Below are 22,908 nucleotides of genomic sequence, written 5' to 3'. Positions count from 1 at the left end.
GAACGGACCGTGCCCGAGGCACCCGAGGTCGAGGCGCTCACGCGGTTCCTGCGTGAGCGCCTCACCGGACACGTCGTCGTCGCCGTCGAGCTGGCGGAGTTCCGCGCGCTGAAGACGCGGGCCCGGCCCCTCGAGGAACTCGTCGGTCGGTCGGTGGCCGGGGTGGAGCGCTACGGCAAGCACATCGACGTCGACCTGGGCGGGAGCCACCTCGCGATCGGCTTCGGCCGCGCCGGCTGGGCGACGTGGGGCGACGGCGACGTGGCATCCGCTCCGCCCGAAGGCGCGGCCCTCATCGCGACGGTGACTTTCGACGACGGCGTGCTCGGCATCACCGACGCGGGCGACTGGCTCTCCGTCCAGCTCCACGTCGTCGACGACCCGCTCGATGTGCCGGCCGTGGCCAAGCTCGGACCGGATGCCGCCCGTCCGGCGTTCTCACGCGACGACCTCGTACGCGCCCTCGGTAAGCGCCGGAAGCAGCTGAAGGCCCTCCTGCAGGAGCAGGAGTCGCTCGCGGGCATCGGCAACGCCTACTCGGACGAGATCCTCTTCGTCGCGCGGCTCTCGCCGCTCGCGCACGCGGCGTCGCTCGGCGACGACGAGGTGACGCGCCTGCACGAGGCGCTGCGTCTCGTTCTGGATGAGGCGGTGGAGGCGCGCCGCGGGGTTCCGATCGCGGAGCAGAAAGCAGCGAAGGTCGCCGCCATGCGCGTCCACGGCCGCACGGGAGAGCCGTGCCCCCGAGGGGACGGCGTCATCGAGGACATCCCGGGGACGAAGGGCGGCGGCCAGTACTGCCCGTCCTGTCAAGCGTCACCGGCCTGAACGGAGCGGGGCCCCGAGCCGTAGCCCGGGGCCCCGCGAGGGTGGGATCCTCACGCCGTCTGGCCGGAGTGCTTCCCCTCGGCGACCTCTTCGATCAGCTTCGCGTTGAACGCGGGCAGGTCGTCGGGATTGCGGCTGGAGACGAGGCCCTGGTCGACGTGGACCTCCTCGTCGACCCACGTGGCGCCGGCGTTGCGCAGATCCGTCTGCAGCGTCGGGTAGCTGGTCAGCGTGCGGCCCTTGAGCACGTCGGCTTCGGTCAGGATCCAGCCGCCGTGGCAGATCACGGCGACCGGCTTGTGCTGGTCGAAGAACGCGCGGGCGAAGTGCACGGCATCCTTCACGATGCGGATGTCGTCGGCGTTCTGCACGCCGCCGGGGAGCACCAGAGCGTCGAAGTCGTCGGCCGTGGCGGATCCGACGGGCAGGTCGATCTTCTGCTCGTGGCCCTTCTCGCCCGTGACCGAACCGTCGGCGGGGGAGACGAGCACCGCCTCGGCACCGGCCGACGTGACCGCGTCCCACGGACTCGTGAGCTCGCTGTCTTCGAAGCCGTCGGTGAGCAGGAAGGCGATGCGCTTTCCGGTGAGGTCCGTCATGGGGACTCCTCTCGATGGGGGCGGGGATGCCACCACGCTAGGAAGGGTCGCGAGCCCGCGGACGGGGGTTGCGAATGCCGATCGCCCGGGCTACCGGAGCGCCGCCGGGACCGCGGCCCGGTCGGGCGCGCGCGGGCGTAGCATGGAGGGATGTCCGGTGAGACCACCCCTGAGACCGAGACGCCGTCGAAGCCGCTGATCGCGTTGCTGACGCCCCCGGCCGACGACGACGCCCCCGCTGCCTCCCGCTGCTGCGGCGGCGGTTCCTGCTCGCTGAACTGACCGCGACCTCGACGCGTCGCCGAGGCCGCGCCTCGGGTCAGTGCGCCGGCACTGCCGCGCCCTCGATCTGGTCGGCGGGCTTGCGGATGAGGAACGCGCCGACGATGAGGGGCAGCGAGACGATCGCCGCGATCATGAATGCGGTGCGCGCCCCCGCCGCGTCGCCCTCGACGCCTCCGCCCATTCCGGCGGACACCCCCGACATGACCGTCACGAGGAGCGCGATGCCCGCCGCTCCGGCGACCTGCTGCACGGTTCCGACGACCGCGGAGCCGTAGGAGTAGAAGCGGGGCTCGAGCGACCCGAGGGATGCCGTGAACAGCGGCGTGAACGACAGGGCGAGCCCGATCGACAGCACCGTCTGCGCCACGACGAGCAGCACGAACGACGTGTCGGTGCCGACGGTCGCGTAGAACCAGAGCACGACGCTGGTGATGACGGCGCCGGGGATCAGCAGGATCTGCGTGCCGCGTCGGTCGTAGATGCGGCCGATCAGGGGGCCCGCGAGCCCCATCGCGAGCGAGCCGGGAAGGACCGCGAGGCCGGTCTCCAGCGCGGTGCGTCCGAGGACGTTCTGCAGGTAGAGCGGCACCAGCGTGATCGCGCCGAAGAACGCGAGCGACATCACGCCGAGCTGGACGACCGAGAGTGTGAAGTTGATCGAGCGGAACACGCGCAGGTCGAGCAGGGCCGCGTCGGAGCGCTGCAGGCGCACCTGGCGCCACCCGAACAATGCCAGGGCGACGATGCCGATCGCGAAGGATGCGACGAGCGTCACCGTCGCGGTGGCACCGGCATCGCCGGCATCCGTCGATCCGCCATGACCGCCGCCGATCTGACTGAGGCCGAAGACCACGCCGCCGAAACCGAACGCCGACAGGATGACCGAAAGGACGTCGATGGGCGCTTCCCGGGTCTCGCCGAGGTTGCGGATCCAGCGGGCACCGACGAACAGGGAGACCAGGGCGATCGGGAGGACGATTCCGAAGATCCAGTGCCATCCGAGCGAGTCCAGGACCACGCCCGACATCGTGGGGCCGATCGCGGGGGCCAGCGCCATGACGATGCTGACGCGTCCCATCATGCGGCCGCGGTGCTGCGGCGGCACGATCGTCATGAGGGTCGTCATGAGCAACGGCATCATCATCGCCGTCCCGGACGCCTGGATGACCCGCGCGGTGACGAGCAATTCGAACCCGGGCGAGAGGAACGCCACGAGGGTGCCGAGCGAGAACAGGGTCATCGCCGTGATGAAGATCTGGCGGGTGGTGTAGCGCTGCAGCAGGAAGCCCGTGACGGGGATGACGACGGCCATCGTGAGCATGAAGGCGGTCGTCAGCCACTGGGCCGCGACGGCCGTGATGCTCAGGTCGCGGATGAGGTGCGGGATCGCCACGTTCATCGTGGTCTCGTTGAGGATCGCCACGAAGGCGGCCACGAGCAGCAGCCAGATGACCCGGTTCTGCTCGGCTGTGACCCCCGACGCCGAGGTCGGGGGAGCGGTGGGTGTTCCGGTGGTGGCGGCCATGGCGAGATCCAATCCAGGGAGGGCGTCGTGGCGTCACGGAAGGCGACGGACGTGCGGGGTAACCGCGGGACGCGGCCCCCTATTCCCGGTCGACCGAGGGAGCCCGGTGTCGAGCGGCTGTGCCGAGTCTATGGGGGACCCCCGACATCGCTCCTCGCGTCCCGGTGTCCCCGGTCGGACGTAGGCTGACCCGCATGAGCATGGGCGGCTTGGGCGGAGGCATGTTCCGCGGCGTCTACGCGGAGACGCAGCGGCAGCGCAATGCCGAGGCGCCGCGCGTGCCCGACCTGGGCCGCCGCGTGGCGTCCCTGTTCCGCCCCTACCGTCGACGCATCGCCATCACGGTGATCCTGGTCGTGCTGGGCGCCGCGGTCGCCGTCATCCCGCCGCTGCTCGTGCAGCGCATCTTCGACGACGCGCTCTTCCCCGTCGACGGTTCGCCGGTCGACCTCCGACTCCTCACCGGGCTCGTCGCGGCGATGATCGGACTCTTCCTCCTGTCGGGCGGCCTCGGTGTCGCGCAGACGTGGTTCACCGCCACGGTCGGCAACCGCGTCACCGGCGACCTGCGCGTCCGCCTCTTCGATCACCTGCAGGCGATGGAGCTCGGCTTCTTCACCCGGACGAAGACCGGTGTCATCCAGTCCCGTCTGCAGAACGACGTGGGCGGCGTCTCGGGAGTGCTCACCAACACGGTGACGAGCATCCTCGGCAACTCCGTGACGGTGGTCGCCTCCCTCGTGGCGATGATCCTCATCGACTGGCGCCTGACGCTGATCGCCGTCGTGATCATGCCGGTGCTCGTCCTCGTGCAGCGCCGGGTCGGGCAGGTGCGGGCACGGATCGCCGCGCAGACGCAGGAATCGCTCTCCGAACTGTCCGCGATCACGCAGGAGACCCTGAGCGTGTCCGGCATCCTGCTGTCGAAGTCGTTCAACCGGCAGCGCACCGAATCGACCCGGTACGACGCCGAGAACGCCAACCAGGTGCGCTTGCAGGTGCGGCAGGCGATGAGCGGACAGCGCTTCTTCGCCGTGGTGCAGGTCATCATGGCCAGCGTCCCGGCGATCATCTACCTCGTGGCCGGCATCCTCGTCGGCAGCGGCGCGGGCACGCTCACCGCGGGCACGATCGTCGCCTTCACGACGGTGCAGGCGCGGTTGCTGATGCCGCTCATGGGCCTGATGCGTGTCGCCCTCGACGTGCAGACCTCGTCCGCCCTGTTCGCGCGCATCTTCGAGTACCTCGACCTGAAGCCCGCGATCGCGGACGCGCCCGACGCGATCCCGGTGTCGGAGGCGCCCGGGCCCGTCGGTCGCATCGAGTTCCGCGACGTGGTGTTCCGGTATCCCGACGCGCCCGAGCAGGCGCGCCCCACCCTCGGCGGTGTCTCGTTCGTCGTGGAGCCGGGGCAGCACGTCGCTTTCGTCGGGCCCTCCGGCGCGGGCAAGACGACGATCCTGTACCTGACGCCGCGCATGTACGAGGCGAGCGGGGGAGCGGTGATGTTCTCGGGCGCCGACGTCCGCAGTCTCGAGCGCGCGTCGATCATCGACAACATCGGCATCGTCTCGCAGGAGACGTACCTCTTCCATGCCTCCGTCCGCGAGAACCTGCGGTACGCCAAGCCCGAGGCGACGGATGCCGAGATCGAGGCGGCCTGTCGCGCGGCCAACATCCACCACGTGATCGCCGGGTTCGAGGAGGGCTACGACACGATCGTCGGAGAGCGCGGCTACCGGCTGTCGGGCGGCGAGAAGCAGCGCATCGCGATCGCCCGCGTGCTGTTGAAAGACCCGCCCGTGCTCCTGCTCGACGAGGCGACGAGCGCCCTGGACACGGTGTCCGAGCGCATCGTCCAGGAAGCACTGGAGACCGCGGCGCACGGCCGGACGACGCTGTCGATCGCCCACCGCCTCTCCACGGTCATCGGTGCCGACCGCATCCACGTCGTCGACGCCGGACGCATCGTGGAGTCGGGCACCCACACCGAGCTCCTCGCCGCGGGCGGACTCTACGCCGGGCTCGCCGCCGAGCAGCTCGCCGCGTCGTTCGTGCTCACCGAAGAAGAGCGCGACAGCGTCGATCTCGCTCGACCCGCCCTGGTCTCGCGTCGCGGCGACCAGCCACCGGCGTAGGCTCCCCGCCCGGTCGGCGCCGGCCCTCCGGGGCCGCGGTCCACGCCGGCCCTCCGAGGCCGCGGTCCACGCCCGGCGGGCACGCCGCGTCGCTCGCCGTGCGGCCTCGAGTGTCCAAGACACGCGGACGGCGCGCCGTGGCATCCGCGTGTCGTGGACACTCACGTGCCGCCACATCCCGAACCACGTCGAGTGTCCAGGACACGCCGTGAGCGCAGCACCCGATGCGGCGTGTCCTGGACACTCACGTGCCGCCGCAGACCGGCGCGACCCGATGCGGCGTGTCTTGGACACTCGACCGACGCCGCGGGGCGCGCTACGCCGGCAGTGCCTCGAGGAACGCCTCGAGCGCGATCCGGTACACCGGGTCGGGGTGCGTCTCGGCGATGCGTTGCAGGGGTGGGAGATCGAGCGTGCGGATCAGGCGCCCCCGCTCGGCGACGGCGGCGTCGGCCCCCGCCGCCCGCAGCACGGCGATGCCCTCGCCGAGCGCCTCGAGGTAGTCGCGCAGCACGTCGACCTCGCTCAGACGCTGGGTGATGGAGCTGCGGTTGCGGCGTTCCCGCCACTCCACGACGACGTCGGGGACGACGTCGAACGCGGTCGCGAGCGTGTACATGCGCTGTGCGACGACCTGGTCCTCGTAGTAGCGCCCCTCGGGGAAGCGCAGCCCGTGGGCGTGCCAGAAGTCGGTCCGGCTGAGCTTGGACCAGGCCACGATGTTCCCGGATGCCGCGGGGTGCTCCGTCAGCGTCGTCCCCGTGCGGGCGGGGTCGGTGGCCGCCGACACCCACGGTTGCACGTCGCCCGCGGTATAGGCCGGCCCGTCGGCATCCGGCCGCAGCCGGACGTACGCGCCGACCACGAAGTCGCTCCGGGAAGACTTGAGGGTGGTCCAGAGCCGTTCGAGCGCCCCCGGCCGGAGACGGTCGTCGGCGTCGAGGAACGCCGTGTAGGGCGTGTCGACGAGATCGAGGCCGCTGTTGCGGGCGGCGCCGAGTCCGCGGGGCTCGTCGTGCTCGACGAGCACGAAGCGCGGATCGGCCGCAGCCGCGTCGGCGAACAGGCGGCGGGTGTCGTCGGTCGAGCCGTCGTCGACGAGGACGGCCCGCCACCGATCGAGGGTCTGCGTCTGCAGCGATCGCAGGGCTTCACCGGCGAACTCGGCCACGTCGCGGCCGGGGACGATCACGGTGATCGCGGGGGAACTCACCCGCGTGATCCTACGGCGGTCACCGCCTCGGCGACGGCGATTGCCACGGCGTCGAGATTCTGCGTCATGCGGTGGGGGAAAGTGAACCGGACGGCGGTGCGGGCGTCGTCGGGGTCGATGCCCAGGGCGAGCAGGACGTGCGAGGCCTCGTCGCTGCCCGCCGCGCACGCCGAGCCGCTGGACGAGACGATCCCGCGCCGTTCGAGTTCGAGCAGCACCGTCTCGCCGTTCACACCGGGGAAGACGAAGCTGGCGGTGGCGGGCAGACGGTGCACGGGGTGCCCGGTGAGTCGCGCGCCCGGGACACCCGCGAGCACCCCGGCGATGAACGCGTCGCGCTGACGCACGGCGACGGCGGCTTCGGTCTCGCGTTCGGCCTCGGCCAGCGTCAGCGCGGTCGCGATGGCAACGGCGCCGGCGACGTCCGGGGTCCCCGACCGCCGCCCGCGTTCCTGACCGCCCCCGTGCAGCAGCGGTTCCAGGGGGAGTCGCCCGCGGACGGCGAGGATGCCGGTACCCTTCGGCGCGCCGATCTTGTGCCCCGCGATGGTGATCGCGTCCGCCCCGAGTCCCGCGAGCGGCAGCCACCCGGCCGCCTGGACGGCGTCGAGGTGCAAGTGCACGCCCCGGGCTTTCGCGACGGCGGCGAGGGCCGCGGCATCCTGAACCGTGCCGACCTCGTTGTTGGCGTACCCGACGCTCACGAGCGCGGTATCGTCGCGGAGCGCGTCGGCGAGGGCGTCGGGGGAGAGCGTCCCGGTCTCGTCGACGGGGGCGTAGGTGACGTCGACGCCGTGCAACCGGGCGAGGTAATCGGCCGAGGCGAGGACGGATTCGTGCTCGATCGCGGTCGTGATCAGGTGCCGGCGCCCCGATCCGAGGACGAGGCCTTTGATCGCGGTGTTGTTCGACTCGGTGCCGCCGGAGGTGAACACGATGTCACCGGTGCGCATGCCGAGGATCGCGGCGACGCGCGCGCGGGCGTCATCGAGAGCGGATGCCGCGGCCTCGCCGACCTCGTGGTGACTCGACGGGTTGCCGAACCACCGGGTGAGGTACGGCGCCATCGCCTCGACGACCTCGGGGCGGACCGGGGTCGTCGCGGCGTTGTCGAGGTACAGGCTCACGTCGTGCGGATGCGGATGTCGAGACCGAGGTCGAGCGAGGGAGCGGAGTGGGTGAGCGCCCCGACGGAGATGACGTCGACGCCCGTCTCGGCGATCGCGCGCACGGTGTCGAGCGTGACCCCGCCGGACGCCTCCACGACGACGCTCCCGGCCACCTTCTCGACACCGGCCCGCAGGTCGTCGAGCGAGAAGTTGTCGAGCATGATCGTGTCGACACCCGCGGCCAGGACGGCGTCGATCTGATCGAGGCGGTCGACCTCGACTTCGACGTGCGTGGTGTGCGGGAGTCGCGCGATGGCGCCTTCCAGCGCCTGCGTGAGCGGCAGACCGGATGCCGCGAGCACGGCGAGGTGGTTGTCCTTGGCCATGACGGCATCCGAGAGGGAGAACCGGTGGTTGTGGCCGCCCCCGTCGCGGACCGCCTGCCGCTCGATCGCGCGGAGTCCCGGCGTCGTCTTGCGGGTGTCGACGATGCGCGCGCCGGTGTGGGCGACGGCGGCGACGTAGCGGCTGGTGAGGGTGGCGATGCCCGACATCCGCTGCACGAAGTTCAGCCCGATCCGCTCGGCGGTCAGCACCGCCCGTGCGGGGCCGGTCACCACCGCGAGCACTTCGCCCGGCACGAACTCGGCGCCGTCGGCGACGCGGATGTCGACGTCGATCGTTGGGTCGGTCAGTGTGAACGCCGCGCGGAACACGGCGGCCCCGCTGAAGACGCCGATCTCACGGGCGATGAGTTCGGCGCGGGCGGTCGCGTCCGCGGGGATGAGCGTTTCGCTCGTGAGATCGCCCCACGGGGCGTCCTCCTCGAGTGCGGCGGTGACGACGCGGTCGATCGCGGCGCGGGTCAGCATGCGAGGGCCTCCTGTGCGGGAAGGGACGTCACGGCCGGGCCGGCCTCGTCGGCGCGGAAGTGGGCGCCGATGGATCCGGTGCGGGCGAGGGCGGCGGCGACGACGTGCTGCGCCACGAGGAGCAGCCCGGCGTCCTCGGCAGATCGGGGGCGGGGGCCGGCTGCCCACGCGGCGAGGACACCGGCGGCCCGGCGGAGGCCGTCGTCGTCGCGGACGAGTCCGGCGTGCTCCCACATGAGCTCCTGCAGGGCGGCACGAGTGAAGGGGGGAGCGCTGGCGGCCGCGACGACCGGGAGCGGGACGGCTGCCGGCGCCGCGACCGGCGGCCACGCGCGGTCGGTGGACGCCGCCTCGCCGGCGCGCGCGCCGAACACGGCGCCCTCGAGGAGCGAATTGGATGCCAGTCGGTTCGCGCCGTGCACGCCGGTGCGGGCGGTCTCACCGACCGCGTACAGCCCCGGCACCGTGGTTCGTCCGTCGAGGTCGGTCACGACGCCGCCCATGAGGTAATGCGCGGCGGGAGTGACCGGAATCGGTTCGCGCGACCAGTCGAGGCCGCGGGCGCGGACGGCGGCGTCGATGGTGGGGAACCGCCGGGCGAGACGCTCGGCGCCGAGGGCCGTGGCATCCAGGCGCACGGGGCGTCCTTCCTGCGCGGCCATCGCGCGGGCGTTCGCGCGGGCGACCACGTCGCGCGGGGCGAGTTCGCCGTCGGGGTGGGCGTCGAAGGCGAAACGGCGTCCGGCGTCGTCGATCAGGGTCGCGCCGTCGCCACGGACCGCTTCGGAGACGAGGAATGCGTCACCGACCGCGAGGGCCGTGGGGTGGAACTGCACGAACTCGAGATCGGCGACGGCGGCTCCTGCGCGCAGGGCCGCGGCGATCCCGTCGCCGGTCGCCGAGACGGGGTTGGTCGTGTGGGAATAGAGCTGCCCGGCACCGCCCGTCGCCAGGATGACCGCGTCACCGTGGAGGCGCCGCGTCGTACCGCCCGTCTCGACGTCGATGCCGACGACCCGTCCGCCCTCGATCACGAGCTCCCGCAGCATCGTGTGCTCGAGCACCTCGACGCCGCTCGCCGCCCGCACCGCGGCTCCGAGCGCGGCCTGGATCGCCGCGCCCGTGGCATCCCCTCCGGCGTGCAGCACCCGCGGGCGTGCGTGCGCCGCTTCGAGTCCCCGCGCGAAGTCGCCGTCGGCCGCGCGGTCGAAGGCGACCCCGCGGTGGACGAGTTCGGCGATCCGCTCGGGGCCTTCGGTCACGAGCGTCCGCACCGCGGCTGGGTCGTTCAGGCCCACGCCGGCGGTGAGCGTGTCGGCGACGTGCGAGTCGACGGTGTCGTCCGGGGCGGTGACGGCGGCGACACCGCCCTGGGCCCAGCGCGTGTTGGTGTCGGCCAGGGCGCCCTTGGTGACGACGGTCACCCGGCATCCCTTCTCCGCCGCGTGCAGGGCCGCGGTGAGACCGGCGATGCCGCTGCCGACCACGATGACGTCGGTCATTTCACGGCGCCGTTCGGCTTGGCCGCGAGCATGCGCTCCAGGGCGACGGTGGCGGGTTCGGCGACATCAGCGGGCACGGTGATGCGGTTGACGACCTCGCCGGCGACGAGCGACTCGAGGACCCACGCCAGGTAGCCGGGGTGGATGCGATACATGGTCGAGCACGGGCACACGACGGGGTCGAGGCAGAAGATCTCGTGCTGCGGGTACTGGGCCGCGAGACGCTGGACGAGGTTGATCTCGGTGCCGATCGCGAAGGTCGTGGGCTCGTCGGCCGCGGCGATGGCCTTGCGGATGATGTCGGTGGACCCGGCTTCGTCAGCCGCGTCGACGACGTCCATGGGGCACTCGGGGTGCACGATCACGCGGACGCCGGGGTGCTCCGCGCGGGCCTTGTCGATCTGATCGACGGTGAAGCGGCGGTGCACCGAGCAGAAGCCGTGCCACAGGATCACCCGGCTGTCCTCGAGCTGCTCCGCGGTCGAGCCGCCGAGCGGCCGGCGCGGGTTCCACATCGGCATTTGCTCGAGCGGCACGCCCATCGCCTTCGCGGTGTTGCGGCCGAGGTGCTGATCGGGGAAGAACAGCACGCGGCGGCCGCGGGCGAAGGCCCACTCCAGCACCGTGCGCGCGTTGGACGAGGTGCACACGATCCCGCCGTGACGCCCGACGAACCCCTTGATGGCCGCGCTGGAGTTCATGTAGGTGACCGGTATCACGGGGACGAGGCCGTCGGCATCCGGGGTCTCGAGGTCGCCGAGCACGTCTTCGAGCTGCTCCCAGCATTCCTCGACCTGGTCGATGTCGGCCATGTCGGCCATCGAGCAGCCGGCCGCGAGATTGGGCAGGATGACGGCCTGCTCGGGTCGCGACAGAAGGTCGGCGGTCTCGGCCATGAAGTGGACACCGCAGAACACGATCGCCTCGGCCTCGGGGCGGTCCTTCGCCGCGTTGGCGAGCTGGAACGAGTCGCCGACGTAGTCGGCGTGCCGGACGACCTCTTCGCGCTGATAGAAGTGCCCGAGCACGACGACCCGGTTGCCGAGCGTCGCCTTCGCCGCACGGATGCGCGCATCGAGCTCGTCGTCAGAGGCCTCGCGGTACTCGCGGGGGAGTTCCCCCTGCCGCGGCGCGCCCGTGGGGATGACGTCGCCCATCGACGAACCCGGGCCGTAGCCGGGGCGCGTGTCGAAGTCCCAGGGCCCCACGGCGAGGTCGGTCGTGCAGGTGGCGTCGGTGGACGCGCCCGAGACGATCGCCTGGATGACGTGATCGACGGAGGGGTCGACCTCGGGGCGAGGCTGCAGGGTGAGGGATGTCGTGCTCATGGGCGGTCCGATCAGTGACGGGACGTGAGCGGGCCGCGGTCGGCGAGCTCCACGTCACGGTTGTAGCGGTACAGGCGGGCGGGACGATGGCTCCCCGTACGGAAGCGTTCGGTCGGGATGAGGGTGTCGGAGGTGTCGACCTGCCGGCGGAAGTTCGCCGGGTCGAGGCGGCGCCCGAGGATGGTCTCGGTGACTTCGCGCAGGTCGGCGAGGGTGAACTCGTCCGGCAGGAGTCCGTGCGCGATACGGCTGTAGCCGACCTTGTTGCGCAGGCGCCAGAGCGTGTACTCCACGATGTGGTTGTGGTCGAAGGCGAGGGCGGGCAGGGCGGCGGCGTCGAACCACTCGACGTTCTCGGGCGCGTCGCCCTCGCGGGCGTGGGCGGCGACCTGGGCGTCGACCTCGTCCGAGCGCAGGAGCGCCCAGTACACGATGGACACGACGCGGGTGGGTGAGCGGTCCACCGCCCCGAAGGCGTAGAGCTGCTCCAGGTAGCTCGGCGTGAGCCCCGTGGTCTCCTCCAGGGTCCGGGATGCCGCGGCATCCAGGCTCTCGGTCGGATCGAGCCAGCCGCCCGGGAGCGCCCACCGGCCGTCGTAGGGGTCGCGCGTGCGCCGGACCAGGGGGAGCGAGAGCACCGGCTCGTCGTCGGCGTCGCGACGGACGCTGAAGATGACGGTCGACACCGCGACGCGCACGTCGGCGTCGCGGGACTCGGGCTCGGGGGTTCGTGTCATGGTGACCATATCTCCGAGGTCGATCTTAGTGTCATTCTGACCCGAAGGGCAAAACGGCTGTCTCCCAGCGGTCCCGCGTACCCTGGCGCTCGACTCTGGAGGTGCGGATGCCGCTCGTCGACATCGTGTTGATCGTGCTCCTCGCGCTCGCGCTCATCGTGGGCATCGCGCGAGGCTTCCTCGCCACGATCGGCTTCTTCGCCGGCCTCGCCCTGGGCGGGATCGCCGCGTACTGGCTCATCCCGTACGTCGGGCAGTGGGTCGTGGACTCGACCTGGCGCGGTGCGGCGATCGTCGCCGCGGGGGTGCTCCTTCTCCTGCTCGGCGCGGCCCTCGGCACCGCGGTCGGGAACGCGCTGCGCCGCGGGGTGGACCGCATCAAGCTGCGCGTCCCCGAAAGGATCCTCGGCGGCATCGTGAACCTGGCCGCCGCGGCCCTCGCGCTGTCGTTCTTCGCGGGCACGCTCACCACCGCCGGCATTCCGGTCGTCTCCGCCGCCCTGGCCTCGTCCACGGTGGTTCGCACAATCGACTCGATCACCCCCGACCCCGTGCGCGCCGCGCTCGCCGAACTCCGCGGCACGGTGTTCGCCGACGGCATCCCGCGTCTCGGTCAGCTCATCCAGATCGGTCCCGTGCCGAGCGCGCCCGCCATCGCGCTGGACGACCCCGCCCTCACGCAGGCGGCCCAGTCGGTCGCGCGCATCACGGGCACGGCGTACGCGTGCGGCATCACGGCGAGCGGATCCGGCTTCGTGGTCGCGGAGGACCGCGTCGTCACCAACGCGCACGTCGTCGCCGGCGTCGACGCTCCGCTCGTGGAGCTCCCGGGTCGAGAGGCGCAGGAGGGGCGCGTCGTCTACTTCGACCCCATCGACGACCTCGCCGTCATCGCGGTCGACGGCTTGGATGCCACGCCCCTCCCGATCGTTCCCGCGCTCGCCGTCGGGTCGGCGGCGGTCGTGCAGGGCTATCCGTACGGCGGACCGTTCACCTCCGGGAACGCCACGGTCCTCTCGGAGGGCACCGTGCCGGTCCCCGACATCTACGGCGACCAGTCCGCGCCGCGCGAGATCTACGCGCTCGGTGCCGTTGTGCGTCCTGGCAACTCCGGCGGACCACTCCTGACGCCCGCGGGCGAGGTCGCCGGGGTGGTCTTCGCGCGGTCCGAGACCGACGACGACGTCGGCTACGCCATGACCCCGGCCGAGCTCGACCCCGTGCTGGCGCAGCTCGGGTCGCTGTCCGCGCCCGTGGCATCCGGGAGCTGCACGACCCGCTGACGCGCCGACGGGCTGTGGAGGCGCGCCGCCTCGGATATGCTGACGCCCACAAGTCCACACCGGCCCCATGATCGATGCGGGAGAGCTCCGGCGAACGCAGCCGGGCACCGAAGGAGCAAGCCTCCCCGCCAATCTCTCAGGTACGCGTACCGCGTCGATCGGGCCACTCTGGAAAGAGACCCGGGTGCAATCGGCCGGGTCCGCCGACGGTGAAAGCCCGCGTCCCCCGTGACGCCCGGGCGAAACTCTCAGGCTCATGACAGAGGGGGAGTTCTCAGGCGTCGACCGGCGTCTGACCGTCCTTGCGAACGGCAGAACTCATGACCGACACCCCCGCTCCACCGCGCTCGTCACCGCTGCACGACCGGCACGAGGCCCTCGGCGCCTCGTTCACCGACTTCGGCGGGTGGAACATGCCCGTGCGGTACACCTCCGACCTCGCCGAGCACCGTGCCGTGCGCGAGGCCGCCGGGCTCTTCGACATCTCGCACATGGCCGAGTTCTGGGTCCACGACGGCCGCGCCGCCGAGTTCCTCGACTACGCGCTGGCGGGCCGGGTCTCGACGATGAAGATCGGCAAGGCGAAGTATTCGCTCGTGCTCGCGGAGTCCGGCGGAATCGTCGACGACGTGATCGTCTACCGCACCGGCGAGCAGTACTACCTCGTCATCGCGAACGCGGGCAACCGCGACGCGGTCGCCGCCGCGTTCGCGCGGGCGCGGGAGACGTGGTCGGCGGCCCAGGCGTTCCTCGACGGGCCGCCCCCGGGCGGCGAGTACGCGGTGGTGTCCGGAGGCGGCGCCCCCCTGGTGGAGGACGTCACCGACCACGTCGCCCTGGTCGCGCTGCAGGGGCCGCGCGCCCGCGGCATCCTCGAATCCGTCGCCGCGGTGACGATCCTGGGGACGCCGCTCGACGAGCTCGGCTACTACGCCTTCACCGAGGGCACCTTCGACGGCGACTCGCTCTTCATCGCGCGCACCGGATACACCGGCGAGGACGGGTACGAACTGCTCGTGCCCGTGGAGCGTGCCGCGGACCTGTGGGACGCCGTCCTGGATGCCGGTACCCCGGCGGGTCTGATCGCCTGCGGCCTCGCGGCCCGCGACACGCTGCGGCTCGAGGCCGGCATGCCCCTCTACGGCCACGAGCTCTCGCGCGACGTCGCTCCGGCGCAGGCCGGCCTCGGCCGCGTCGTCGCCGTGGACAAGCCCGCGTTCGTCGGCAAGGACGGCCTCGCCGCAGGACCCGCCGACGCCCCCGTGCTGGTGGGCCTCGTGTCCGAGGGCAAGCGCGCCGGTCGCGCCGGCTACGCGGTGCTGCACGGCGACGACACCGTCGGCGAGATCACCAGCGGAGCGCTCAGCCCCACCCTCGGCCACCCCGTGGCCATGGCCTACGTCTCCCCGGCCGCGGCCGAACCCGGCACCACCCTGACCATCGACGTCCGAGGGACACGCATCCCCGCGACCGTCACCGCCCTTCCCTTCTACCGGAGGAACGCATGACCGACCTGACCGCACTCCGCTACACCTCCGAGCACGAATGGATCGCCGTCGACGGCGACGTCGCCACCGTCGGGATCACCGATTTCGCGGCCGAGAAGCTCGGTGACGTCGTGTTCGTCGACCTCCCCGCCGCCGATGCGGCCGTCGCCGCGGGCGACGTGTGCGGCGAGATCGAGTCGACCAAGTCGGTCGGCGAGCTCTACGCACCGCTGACCGGCACCGTCGTCGAGGTCAACGACGCGGTCGTCGACGACCCCTCGCTCGTCAACGCCGACCCGTTCGGCGACGGCTGGCTCGTCAAGATCCGTCTCGACGGCGATCTCCCCGGCGATCTGCTCGACCGCGCCGCGTACGAGGACCTCACGGCATGAGTCTGACCACCGCTCCTCGAACGGATGCCGCGGCCCCCGCCGCCTTCACCGATCGCCACATCGGCATCGGCGCCCACGACCGCGCCCGCATGCTCGAGGTCGTCGGGTACGACAGCGTCGAACACCTCGTCGAGACCGCCGTGCCGGCATCCATCCACGTCCGTCCCCGCGAGACCAGCGACCTGCCCCCGGCCGCCACCGAAGCGGAGGCGCTGGCGGAACTGCGCGAACTCGCCTCGGCGAACCGCTCGGCCCGGCCCCTGATCGGTCTCGGCTACTACGACACCTTCACGCCCTCGGTGATCCAGCGGAACGTTCTCGAGAACCCGTCGTGGTACACCGCCTACACGCCGTACCAGCCGGAAATCTCGCAGGGCCGACTGGAAGCGCTCATCAACTTCCAGACCATGGTGACCGACCTGACCGGCCTCGCGACGGCGAACGCGTCGATGCTCGACGAGTCCACCGCGGTCGTCGAGGGCATGCTCGTCGCCCGCCGCGCGTCGAAGGCGAAGACCGACGTCTTCCTCGTCGACGCCGATGCGCTGCCGCAGACCAAGGCGCTCCTCGCGCACCGCGCCGCCGCCGTCGGCATCCGTCTCGTCGAGACGACGTACGACGGCGAGGTCCCCGAGAGCTTCGGCGCGTTCGTGCAGTACCCCGGGGCCACCGGGCGGGTGTGGGACTTCTCCGACGTCGCGTCGGCCGTCCACCGCCACGGCGGTCTCGTCGTCGCCGCGGCCGACCTGCTGGCCCTGACGCTGCTGCGGTCGCCCGGGACCCTCGGCGCCGACGTCGCCGTGGGGACGACCCAGCGCTTCGGCGTGCCGCTCGGCTTCGGAGGCCCGCACGCCGGATACATGGCCGTGCGCACCGGCCTCGAGCGGCAGCTGCCGGGTCGGCTCGTGGGGGTGTCGGTGGATGCCGCCGGCAACCCCGCCTACCGCCTGTCGCTGCAGACGCGCGAACAGCACATCCGCCGCGAGAAGGCCACGTCCAACATCTGCACCGCGCAGGTGCTCCTGGCCGTGATGGCGGCGATGTACGCCGTGTACCACGGCCCCGACGGCCTCCGCGCGATCGCGACGCGGGTGGCGCGGACCGCCGACGCCCTGGCATCCGCCCTCGCGGCCTACGACCTGCACCTCGCCGCGGACGCGTTCTTCGACACGGTCCGTGTCCATGTTCCCGGTCGGGCGCAGGACGTCGTCGACCGCGCGCGCGAACGCGGCTACCAGCTGCTGTGGGTCGACGACGCCACGGTGGGCGTCTCGGTCGACGAGACGACGACGGATGCCGACGTCGCCGCGATCGTGGCATCCTTCGGGCTGCCCGTGGAGGACCTGCCCGCGGGCGAGGCTCTGCGCGGCGTTCCGGAGCGGCTGCACCGCGACGACGAGTTCCTCACCCACCCCGTCTTCCACGCGCACCGCAGCGAGACCGCCATGATGCGCTACCTCAAGACGCTCGCCGACCGCGACTACGCCCTCGACCGGGGCATGATCCCGCTCGGCTCGTGCACGATGAAGCTGAACGCCGCGACCGAGATGGCGGCGGTGTCCTGGCCCGAGTTCTCGCGCGTGCACCCGTTCGCGCCCGAGGCCGACGTGCACGGCTACCTCGCGATGATCGAGCAGCTCGAACGCTGGCTGGCCGAGGTCACCGGGTACGACGCGGTCTCGCTGCAGCCGAACGCCGGCTCGCAAGGGGAGCTCGCGGGGCTCCTCGCCATCCGCGGCTACCACCACGCGAACGGCGACACCGCCCGCACCGTGTGCCTCATCCCGTCGTCGGCGCACGGCACGAACGCGGCCTCCGCGATCCTCGCCGGCATGCGCGTCGTCGTCGTCGCGTGCGACGAAGCCGGCAACGTCGACCTCGACGACCTGCGGGCCAAGATCGCGCAGCACGCCGACGAGCTGTCCGCCCTGATGATCACGTACCCCTCGACCCACGGCGTGTACGAGCACGATGTGCTGGAGATCACGCAGGCCGTGCACGACGCCGGTGGCCAGGTCTACGTCGACGGGGCGAACCTCAACGCGCTCCTCGGGTTCGCCCGATTCGGCGACCTCGGCGGCGACGTGTCGCACCTCAATCTGCACAAGACGTTCGCCATCCCGCACGGCGGGGGAGGGCCGGGCGTCGGCCCGGTGGCCGCGAAGGCACACCTCGCACCGTTCCTGCCGTCCCACCCGTTCGCCCAGCGCGCGGATCACGCCGGCGGCGTGTTCGACGGCGGACCCGTGTCGGCCGCCCCGTACGGTTCGGCCGGGATCCTGCCGATCTCGTGGGCCTACGTGCGGATGATGGGCGCCGAGGGTCTCCGACAGGCGACCGCGGCCGCCGTGCTGTCGGCGAACTACATCGCCGCCCGCCTGCGCGCGCACTACCCGGTGCTGTACGCCGGCGAGGGAGGGCTCGTGGCGCACGAGTGCATCCTCGACCTGCGCCCCCTCAAGGAGCAGACCGGGATCACCGTCGACGACGTCGCCAAGCGCCTGATCGACTACGGCTTCCACGCCCCGACGATGTCGTTCCCCGTGGCCGGCACCCTGATGGTCGAGCCGACCGAGAGCGAGGACCTCGCCGAACTCGACCGGTTCGTGGATGCCATGATCGCGATCAAGACCGAAGCCCTCGCGGTCGCCGCGGGGGAGTGGCCCGCCGACGACAACCCGCTCGTGAACGCTCCGCACACCGCGGAGGCCGCCGTCGCCAACGAGTGGCCGCACGCGTACCCGCGCGAGACGGCGGTGTACCCGCAGCGTTCGCTCGTCCGCGGCAAGTACTGGCCGCCGGTGCGCCGGATCGACCAGGCGTACGGCGACCGCAACCTGGTCTGCTCGTGCCCGCCCCCGGAGGCGTTCGCGTAGCGGCGCGGGGCCGGGGCGGCCGCCGGGCCGGGCGGGGCCCTGGCCGCCCCGGCCGCCCCGGCCGCCCCGCCCGGTCGCCCCGGGGAACCCACAGGGTGCATTGGGTAGGGTGCCCCTGTGCACCTCGGGCAGTACCAGCAGAACACGATGACCTCGCGACGCCGCCTCGTCAGGCTGGCCGTCCTCGGCACGGCCGCGGCGGTCGCGCTGGCGGGCTGCTCGGCCTCCGACCCCGCCCCGCAGGAGGAGCCGCCCGCACGGACGACGCTCACGCTCGGCGTGGTCGGCACTCCGACGAGCTTCAACTCCGAGTCCATCCACGGCGACACCGTCGCCAACCGCGCGATCGCCGCGCTTCTGGACGAACACCTCGGCACCCTCGACGGCGAACTCCAGGTCGTGCCCAACGACGGCCTCGGCCGCATCACCCGTATCGAGGGCGACCCGCTGACCGTCAGCTACGAGCTCTTCCCCGACCGGGTCTGGTCGGACGGCACCCCGATCACGCTCGACGACCTCATGTTCGGCTGGGCCGTCTCCTCGCACTACTTCGACGATGCGACGTACGACGAAACCGGTGCCGTCGTGTCCGGCACGCGGTACTTCGAGACGGCGGACCTGCCCGACCCCAACGCCCGCACGTCGCGTCCCACGCTCGACCGCGCCGCCGACACCCTGACCCTCACCTACGACGAGCCGTTCGCCGACTGGAACCGCCAGTGGCTGCTCGACCGCCCGGTGCACGTCGTCGCCGCGAAGGCGGGCGTGACCGTCAAGGAGCTGATGACGGCGATCCTGACCACGGCCGAGGGGGACCCGTCCGCCCCCGTCGCCCCGAACCCCGTGCTCGCCGCCGCCGCGGCGGCGTGGAACACCGGTTTCGACGCCACCGATGGTGCGCTGGACCCCGCATCGGCCGTGGCATCCGGACCGTGGACGATCGGCGAAGCCACCAGCACGTCGCTATCGCTGGTGCGGCGCGACGATTATCAGGGCGGCCACTACCCGGCGCTCGAGGGCGTGACGATCCGGTTCTTCCCCGATCAGGCGTCGCAGGTGGCGGCGGTCGCGGCCGGCGAGGTCGACGTCGCCAACATCGGCGAGCCCGACGCGACCGATCTCACGACGCTCGCCGACGCCGGCGTGACCGTGACGACGGGACCGACGGCTCAGACCCTCCAACTGCGGTTCACCGACACGACGCCGAACGCGCTCCGTCAGGCGATCAGCCTGTCACTGGATCGGGATGCCATCGTCGAGGAGGCGCTCGGGAAGGTCCGTCCCGACGCGCGCCCCCTGCAGTCGTTCCTGTCGTCGCCCGCGACCGGGCCCACCTATCGGCAGCTGACGTCCGGGAACGGCGCCCCCGGGACGGGGAGCGACGTCGGTGCCGCACGATCGGCGCTGGACGACCGACCGGCCGTGCTCCGCGTCGCGTACGACGCGACGGATCCGGTGTCCGCGAGCGTGTTCTCGCAGATGGTGAGCATGGCGGCCGAGGCGGGCATCGCGGTGCGCGCGGCGACGGACACCGACATCGCGGATGCCACGCTCGCCTGGGTCGGAGAGGACGAGAGCCTCTACCGCTCGGCGCGCGACCGTCTCGCCGAGGGCGTCACGACCGTCGACGCCGAGAAGACGTTCGACCAGATGACGCGGGACACCGACCCCGTCGATGTCCTCGCTGCCGCGAAGGAGATCGATCAGGCCCTCTTCGAGGCCTACGCGGGTGTGCCCCTGCTCGAACGCACGGGTGCGATGGCGGTCGGCAAGGGCGTCGGGGGAGTGACGTACACCTCGGAGCCGAACGGCGTCCCGCCGTCCTTCTGGACGTGGACGCCGCCGGCACCCTGACCCGACAGGGACATGCTCACGACGTCGCACTGGGCGACGGCGAGGGCGACGGGGGAGCGAAGACGCCGGGCCACCAGGCGGCGGCGAGCGGGTACCCGACGAAAGCGATCACGTCGATGAGCGTGTGGGCCACCACGAGCGGCATGACACGCCCCCAGCGCCGGTAGCACCAGCCGAAGACCAGGCCCATGACGACGTTGCCGAGTGCCGACGGCCAGCCCTGATAGAGGTGGTAGCTTCCGCGCAGGAGCGCCGTCGCGACGATGATCGTCGTCCAGGACCACCCGATCCGCCGCAGGCGATCGAAGAGATAGCCGAGGAAGATCACCTCCTCCGTCAGCCCCGCGCGCAACGCCGCGAGGACGAGCAGGGCGATCACCCACCAGGAGGAGTCCAGCGGCGCCGGCACGACGGTGATGCTCTGGCCGAGGAGCCGGCCCACCGCGTAGACCCCGATGCCGGGGACCCCGATGAGGGCCACGAGGGCGAGGCCGCGGAGGACGTCCGACCCGAATCGGCGGAAGTCGAGACCGATGCGTCGGAGCGCGTTGTCCGCGGGCTCCCACAGCAGGTAGATGGCTAGGGCGACGAGCGCGAGCGAGAAGAAGATGCCGAGAAACTGATAAACCGCGTCCCAGAACGGCTCGTCGCTGCGCGAGGGGTTCAATTGCGTCTGCTGCTGCGAGATCGGTGCTCGTGTCGCGGCGCGGACGAAGGCGACGACGGAGTAGATCGCCGACTGACCGACGCTCACCAGAAGGACGAGCGCGATCTCCCACGGGAGTCTTCGACGGCGGAAGGCATCTTGTTCGATTCCGGGATCGAACACGCCCAGGGTGCGCGGCATGTTGTCAGATTGCCACATGGAACGGGCTTCGAATTAAAGGTATGTAACGGTTTCCCCAGGAGTTTTGACCAACGCAGAGCGTTTACCTATCGTTTCCGTATCTACGGCCCCCCGCTGTCCCGGCAGTTCCGGGGTGCCGTCAAACCTTGCACAGGAGGCAAAGTGTCTGAAAAGACTCGGCGCACGCGCGCCCTGGCGGCGGGAGCAGGTGTCGCCGTTGCGGCGCTCGCGCTCGCCGGCTGCACCACCACCGCCACGCCCGACGCGGGCGCGAGCAGCGGCGGTACCATCACCATCGCCACGACCAACGCGTTCACCTCGTTCAACGGCGACACCCCCGAGGCGAACCTGGACACCAACGGCATGGTGGGCTACCTCACCGGTGTCAGCGGCGGCCTCGGCCTCGGTGGCTTCCAGCGCCTCGACAAGGACTTCAGCGTCCTCGACAACACCGACTTCGGAACGTACGAGAAGATCTCGGACGACCCGCTGACGGTCAAGTACACGATCAACGAGGGCCTCACCTGGTCCGACGGCGAGCCCATCAACGCCGACGACATGCTCGTCAACTGGGCCATCAACTCGGGCTACTACGACGACGCCAAGCTCGACCCCGCCTCGGGCGAGGTCACCAACGGCGGCACCCAGTACTTCACGCTCGCCGGCAGCACCGCGGGTCTGGACACCACCGCGTTCCCCGAGATCAGCGACGACAACATGTCGATGACCCTCGTCTACTCGAAGCCGTTCGTGGACTTCGAGCTCGTGAACCCGATCGGCAAGCCCGCCCACGTGCTGGCTGAGAAGGCCGGCGTCTCCGAGGCCGACTTCATCACGCTCCTCAAGGACACCCCCAAGGGCAACCCCGAGGCGCCCGTCGCCCCCAACGCGACGCTGAAGGCCGCGGCGGACTTCTGGAACACCGGCTACGACGTCACGGCCATGCCGACCGACCAGAGCCTCCTCGTCGCGAGCGGTCCGTTCATCGTGACCGACTTCACCCCCGAGCAGAGCATCACGCTGGGCAAGAACCCCAACTACAAGGGCAGCATGTCGCCCAAGTACGACCAGCTGATCATCCGCTTCATCGGTGACGCCAACGCGCAGGTCACGGCCCTCCAGAACGGCGAGGTGCAGGCCATCCAGCCGCAGGCCTCCGCCGACACCCTGACGGCGCTCGAGAACGCCAACGCCACGGTCCACTCGGGCAGCCAGCTGTCGTACGACCACGTCGACCTGAGCTTCGGTGGCGTGTTCGCCGACGCGAACGTCCGCGAGGCCTTCCTGAAGACCATCCCGCGTCAGCAGATCCTCGACTCGATCATCAAGCCGGTCAACCCCGACGCCGAGGTGCTCAACTCGCAGATCTTCCTGCCGACGGACGGCGACCAGTACACCACGGCCGTCGCGGCCAGTGGCTACGACAAGTTCACCGAGCCCGACATCGAGGGTGCCAAGGCGCTGCTCGCCGGTGCGACCCCGACGGTCCGCATCCTCTACAACACCAACAACCCCAACCGTGTCGACAGCTTCCGCGCCATCCAGCAGTCGGCGCAGCAGGCGGGCTTCAACATCGTCGACGCCGGCTCGCCCGACTGGAGCTCGCTCCTGGGCAGCGGCAGCTACGACGTGTCCATCTTCGGATGGATCTCGCCCGGCGCCGGTAACGCAGCCCTCCCGCAGATCTTCAAGAGCGGCGGCGGCGGAAACTACAACAACTACAGCAACGCCACCGTCGACACGCTCGTCGACGAGAGCCAGGTCACGACCGACCCGGCGCAGCTCGCTGACATCAAGGTGAAGATCGACGCAGAGACGGCCAAGGACTTCTACGGTCTGCCGCTGTTCCAGCTCCCCGGTCTCTTCGCCGACAACGGCACCGTCCAGGGCATCGACTACTTCGGTGGCCAGACGGGCATCGTGTGGAACGCGCAGGAGTGGACGCTCGCGGGTTGATGACCCGCTGAATCCCTCGTGAGGCGCCGGAGTCGCTCGGCTCCGGCGCCTCACTTCGTCTGCGCGCGGTGCACCCC

18 protein-coding genes and 2 riboswitches are annotated in these 22,908 nt (G+C 71.2%); of the genes, 9 read left to right on the top strand and 9 right to left on the bottom strand.

The genetic code is table 11. From position 1 onward, the window contains the following. Positions 1–9 precede the first annotated feature (9 nt). Positions 10–828: a DNA-formamidopyrimidine glycosylase family protein gene (locus CSIV_RS13040; protein ID WP_077051814.1), complete on the top strand. Its 819-nt coding sequence runs from the start codon at positions 10–12 to the stop codon at positions 826–828. A 50-nt stretch (positions 829–878) separates the two neighbouring features. Here CSIV_RS13040 and CSIV_RS13035 read toward each other — a convergent pair whose 3' ends face one another. Further along, positions 879–1,427 (bottom strand): type 1 glutamine amidotransferase domain-containing protein, encoded by a 549-nt coding sequence (locus CSIV_RS13035; protein ID WP_077051813.1) that lies wholly within the window; start codon positions 1,425–1,427, stop codon positions 879–881. Positions 1,428–1,577: 150 nt separating this feature from the next. Here CSIV_RS13035 and CSIV_RS18725 point away from each other — a divergent pair, with 150 nt between their 5' ends. Further along, positions 1,578–1,709, top strand: a complete 132-nt coding sequence (locus CSIV_RS18725) for a hypothetical protein (RefSeq protein ID WP_272918309.1) — start codon at positions 1,578–1,580, stop codon at positions 1,707–1,709. Positions 1,710–1,746: 37 nt separating this feature from the next. Here the strand turns inward: CSIV_RS18725 and CSIV_RS13030 are convergent, their stop codons facing one another. Continuing rightward, the gene (locus CSIV_RS13030; RefSeq protein ID WP_077051812.1) at positions 1,747–3,237 is read right to left on the bottom strand and encodes an MDR family MFS transporter; all 1,491 of its coding nucleotides are present in this window, start codon (positions 3,235–3,237) and stop codon (positions 1,747–1,749) included. Positions 3,238–3,437: 200 nt separating this feature from the next. On the opposite strand from CSIV_RS13030, the gene CSIV_RS13025 reads away from it, so the two are divergent. Beyond that, positions 3,438–5,375 carry an ABC transporter ATP-binding protein gene (locus tag CSIV_RS13025; protein WP_077051811.1) on the top strand — a complete coding sequence of 646 codons (1,938 nt, stop codon included), beginning with the start codon at positions 3,438–3,440 and terminating at the stop codon, positions 5,373–5,375. A 316-nt stretch (positions 5,376–5,691) separates the two neighbouring features. On the opposite strand, the gene CSIV_RS13020 is transcribed toward CSIV_RS13025, so the two are convergent. From CSIV_RS13020 to CSIV_RS12995, 6 genes are read right to left on the bottom strand one after another with little or no spacing between them, the layout of a single operon-like run. Continuing rightward, on the bottom strand, positions 5,692–6,588 hold the full coding sequence (locus CSIV_RS13020) for a glycosyltransferase family 2 protein (RefSeq protein ID WP_077051810.1): 897 nt from the start codon (positions 6,586–6,588) through the stop codon (positions 5,692–5,694). Then, complete coding sequence (locus CSIV_RS13015) at positions 6,585–7,715, bottom strand: cysteine desulfurase family protein (protein WP_077051809.1); 1,131 nt, start codon at positions 7,713–7,715, stop codon at positions 6,585–6,587. Before CSIV_RS13015 ends, CSIV_RS13020 begins: the two co-directional genes overlap by 4 nt. Then, positions 7,712–8,569 carry a carboxylating nicotinate-nucleotide diphosphorylase gene (gene nadC, locus CSIV_RS13010; RefSeq protein ID WP_077051808.1) on the bottom strand — a complete coding sequence of 286 codons (858 nt, stop codon included), beginning with the start codon at positions 8,567–8,569 and terminating at the stop codon, positions 7,712–7,714. The genes CSIV_RS13015 and nadC overlap by 4 nt, the downstream gene beginning before the upstream one ends. Then, a complete protein-coding gene (gene nadB, locus CSIV_RS13005) occupies positions 8,563–10,071 on the bottom strand; it encodes an L-aspartate oxidase (protein WP_077051807.1) in 1,509 nt (502 codons plus the stop codon). The genes nadC and nadB overlap by 7 nt, the downstream gene beginning before the upstream one ends. After that, complete coding sequence (gene nadA, locus CSIV_RS13000; RefSeq protein ID WP_077051806.1) at positions 10,068–11,399, bottom strand: quinolinate synthase NadA; 1,332 nt, start codon at positions 11,397–11,399, stop codon at positions 10,068–10,070. Before nadA ends, nadB begins: the two co-directional genes overlap by 4 nt. 11 nt (positions 11,400–11,410) lie before the next feature. Continuing rightward, complete coding sequence (locus CSIV_RS12995) at positions 11,411–12,136, bottom strand: NUDIX hydrolase (RefSeq protein WP_077052655.1); 726 nt, start codon at positions 12,134–12,136, stop codon at positions 11,411–11,413. A gap of 107 nt (positions 12,137–12,243) precedes the next feature. On the opposite strand from CSIV_RS12995, the gene CSIV_RS12990 reads away from it, so the two are divergent. From CSIV_RS12990 to CSIV_RS12970, 5 genes are all read left to right on the top strand, one after another. Beyond that, a complete protein-coding gene (locus tag CSIV_RS12990; RefSeq protein WP_077051805.1) occupies positions 12,244–13,419 on the top strand; it encodes a MarP family serine protease in 1,176 nt (391 codons plus the stop codon). 67 nt (positions 13,420–13,486) lie between these two features. Beyond that, positions 13,487–13,581, top strand: a riboswitch (glycine riboswitch). Next, positions 13,582–13,692: riboswitch (glycine riboswitch) on the top strand. A 47-nt stretch (positions 13,693–13,739) separates the two neighbouring features. Then, positions 13,740–14,927, top strand: coding sequence for a glycine cleavage system aminomethyltransferase GcvT (locus CSIV_RS12985; RefSeq protein ID WP_077051804.1), 1,188 nt, complete (start codon positions 13,740–13,742; stop codon positions 14,925–14,927). Beyond that, entirely contained in the window at positions 14,924–15,298 is a 375-nt protein-coding gene (gene gcvH, locus CSIV_RS12980; protein WP_077051803.1) for a glycine cleavage system protein GcvH, read from the top strand. The genes CSIV_RS12985 and gcvH overlap by 4 nt, the downstream gene beginning before the upstream one ends. Beyond that, positions 15,295–18,174, top strand: coding sequence for an aminomethyl-transferring glycine dehydrogenase (gene gcvP, locus CSIV_RS12975; protein WP_077051802.1), 2,880 nt, complete (start codon positions 15,295–15,297; stop codon positions 18,172–18,174). The genes gcvH and gcvP overlap by 4 nt, the downstream gene beginning before the upstream one ends. 117 nt (positions 18,175–18,291) lie before the next feature. Further along, a complete protein-coding gene (locus tag CSIV_RS12970; protein WP_077051801.1) occupies positions 18,292–20,028 on the top strand; it encodes an ABC transporter substrate-binding protein in 1,737 nt (578 codons plus the stop codon). Between the two features lie 16 nt (positions 20,029–20,044). On the opposite strand, the gene CSIV_RS12965 is transcribed toward CSIV_RS12970, so the two are convergent. Further along, positions 20,045–20,875, bottom strand: a complete 831-nt coding sequence (locus CSIV_RS12965; RefSeq protein ID WP_077051800.1) for a CPBP family intramembrane glutamic endopeptidase — start codon at positions 20,873–20,875, stop codon at positions 20,045–20,047. A 162-nt stretch (positions 20,876–21,037) separates the two neighbouring features. Between CSIV_RS12965 and CSIV_RS12960 the strand changes: the two genes are divergently transcribed. After that, on the top strand, positions 21,038–22,831 hold the full coding sequence (locus CSIV_RS12960) for an ABC transporter family substrate-binding protein (protein ID WP_077051799.1): 1,794 nt from the start codon (positions 21,038–21,040) through the stop codon (positions 22,829–22,831). Positions 22,832–22,908: the final 77 nt, after the last annotated feature.

Source organism: Microbacterium sp. CSI-V, from assembly GCF_001984105.1.
Lineage (GTDB): Bacteria > Actinomycetota > Actinomycetes > Actinomycetales > Microbacteriaceae > Microbacterium.
The sequence above is the reverse complement of the archived record's forward strand: the minus strand, read 5'-3'. Positions and strand labels throughout refer to the sequence as shown.

Bases quoted from the DNA above. Each gene is read 5' to 3' on its own strand.
- CSIV_RS12995 (WP_077052655.1), bottom strand. From the start codon at position 12,136: ATGACACGAACCCCCGAGCCCGAGTCCCGCGACGCCGACGTGCGCGTC.
- CSIV_RS12985 (WP_077051804.1), top strand. From the start codon at position 13,740: ATGACCGACACCCCCGCTCCACCGCGCTCGTCACCGCTGCACGACCGG.
- CSIV_RS13025 (WP_077051811.1), top strand. From the start codon at position 3,438: ATGGGCGGCTTGGGCGGAGGCATGTTCCGCGGCGTCTACGCGGAGACG.
- nadA (WP_077051806.1), bottom strand. From the start codon at position 11,399: ATGAGCACGACATCCCTCACCCTGCAGCCTCGCCCCGAGGTCGACCCC.
- CSIV_RS18725 (WP_272918309.1), top strand. From the start codon at position 1,578: ATGTCCGGTGAGACCACCCCTGAGACCGAGACGCCGTCGAAGCCGCTG.
- CSIV_RS13030 (WP_077051812.1), bottom strand. From the start codon at position 3,237: ATGGCCGCCACCACCGGAACACCCACCGCTCCCCCGACCTCGGCGTCG.
- CSIV_RS13035 (WP_077051813.1), bottom strand. From the start codon at position 1,427: ATGACGGACCTCACCGGAAAGCGCATCGCCTTCCTGCTCACCGACGGC.
- gcvH (WP_077051803.1), top strand. From the start codon at position 14,924: ATGACCGACCTGACCGCACTCCGCTACACCTCCGAGCACGAATGGATC.
- nadB (WP_077051807.1), bottom strand. From the start codon at position 10,071: ATGACCGACGTCATCGTGGTCGGCAGCGGCATCGCCGGTCTCACCGCG.
- CSIV_RS12990 (WP_077051805.1), top strand. From the start codon at position 12,244: ATGCCGCTCGTCGACATCGTGTTGATCGTGCTCCTCGCGCTCGCGCTC.
- nadC (WP_077051808.1), bottom strand. From the start codon at position 8,569: ATGCTGACCCGCGCCGCGATCGACCGCGTCGTCACCGCCGCACTCGAG.
- CSIV_RS12965 (WP_077051800.1), bottom strand. From the start codon at position 20,875: ATGCCGCGCACCCTGGGCGTGTTCGATCCCGGAATCGAACAAGATGCC.
- gcvP (WP_077051802.1), top strand. From the start codon at position 15,295: ATGAGTCTGACCACCGCTCCTCGAACGGATGCCGCGGCCCCCGCCGCC.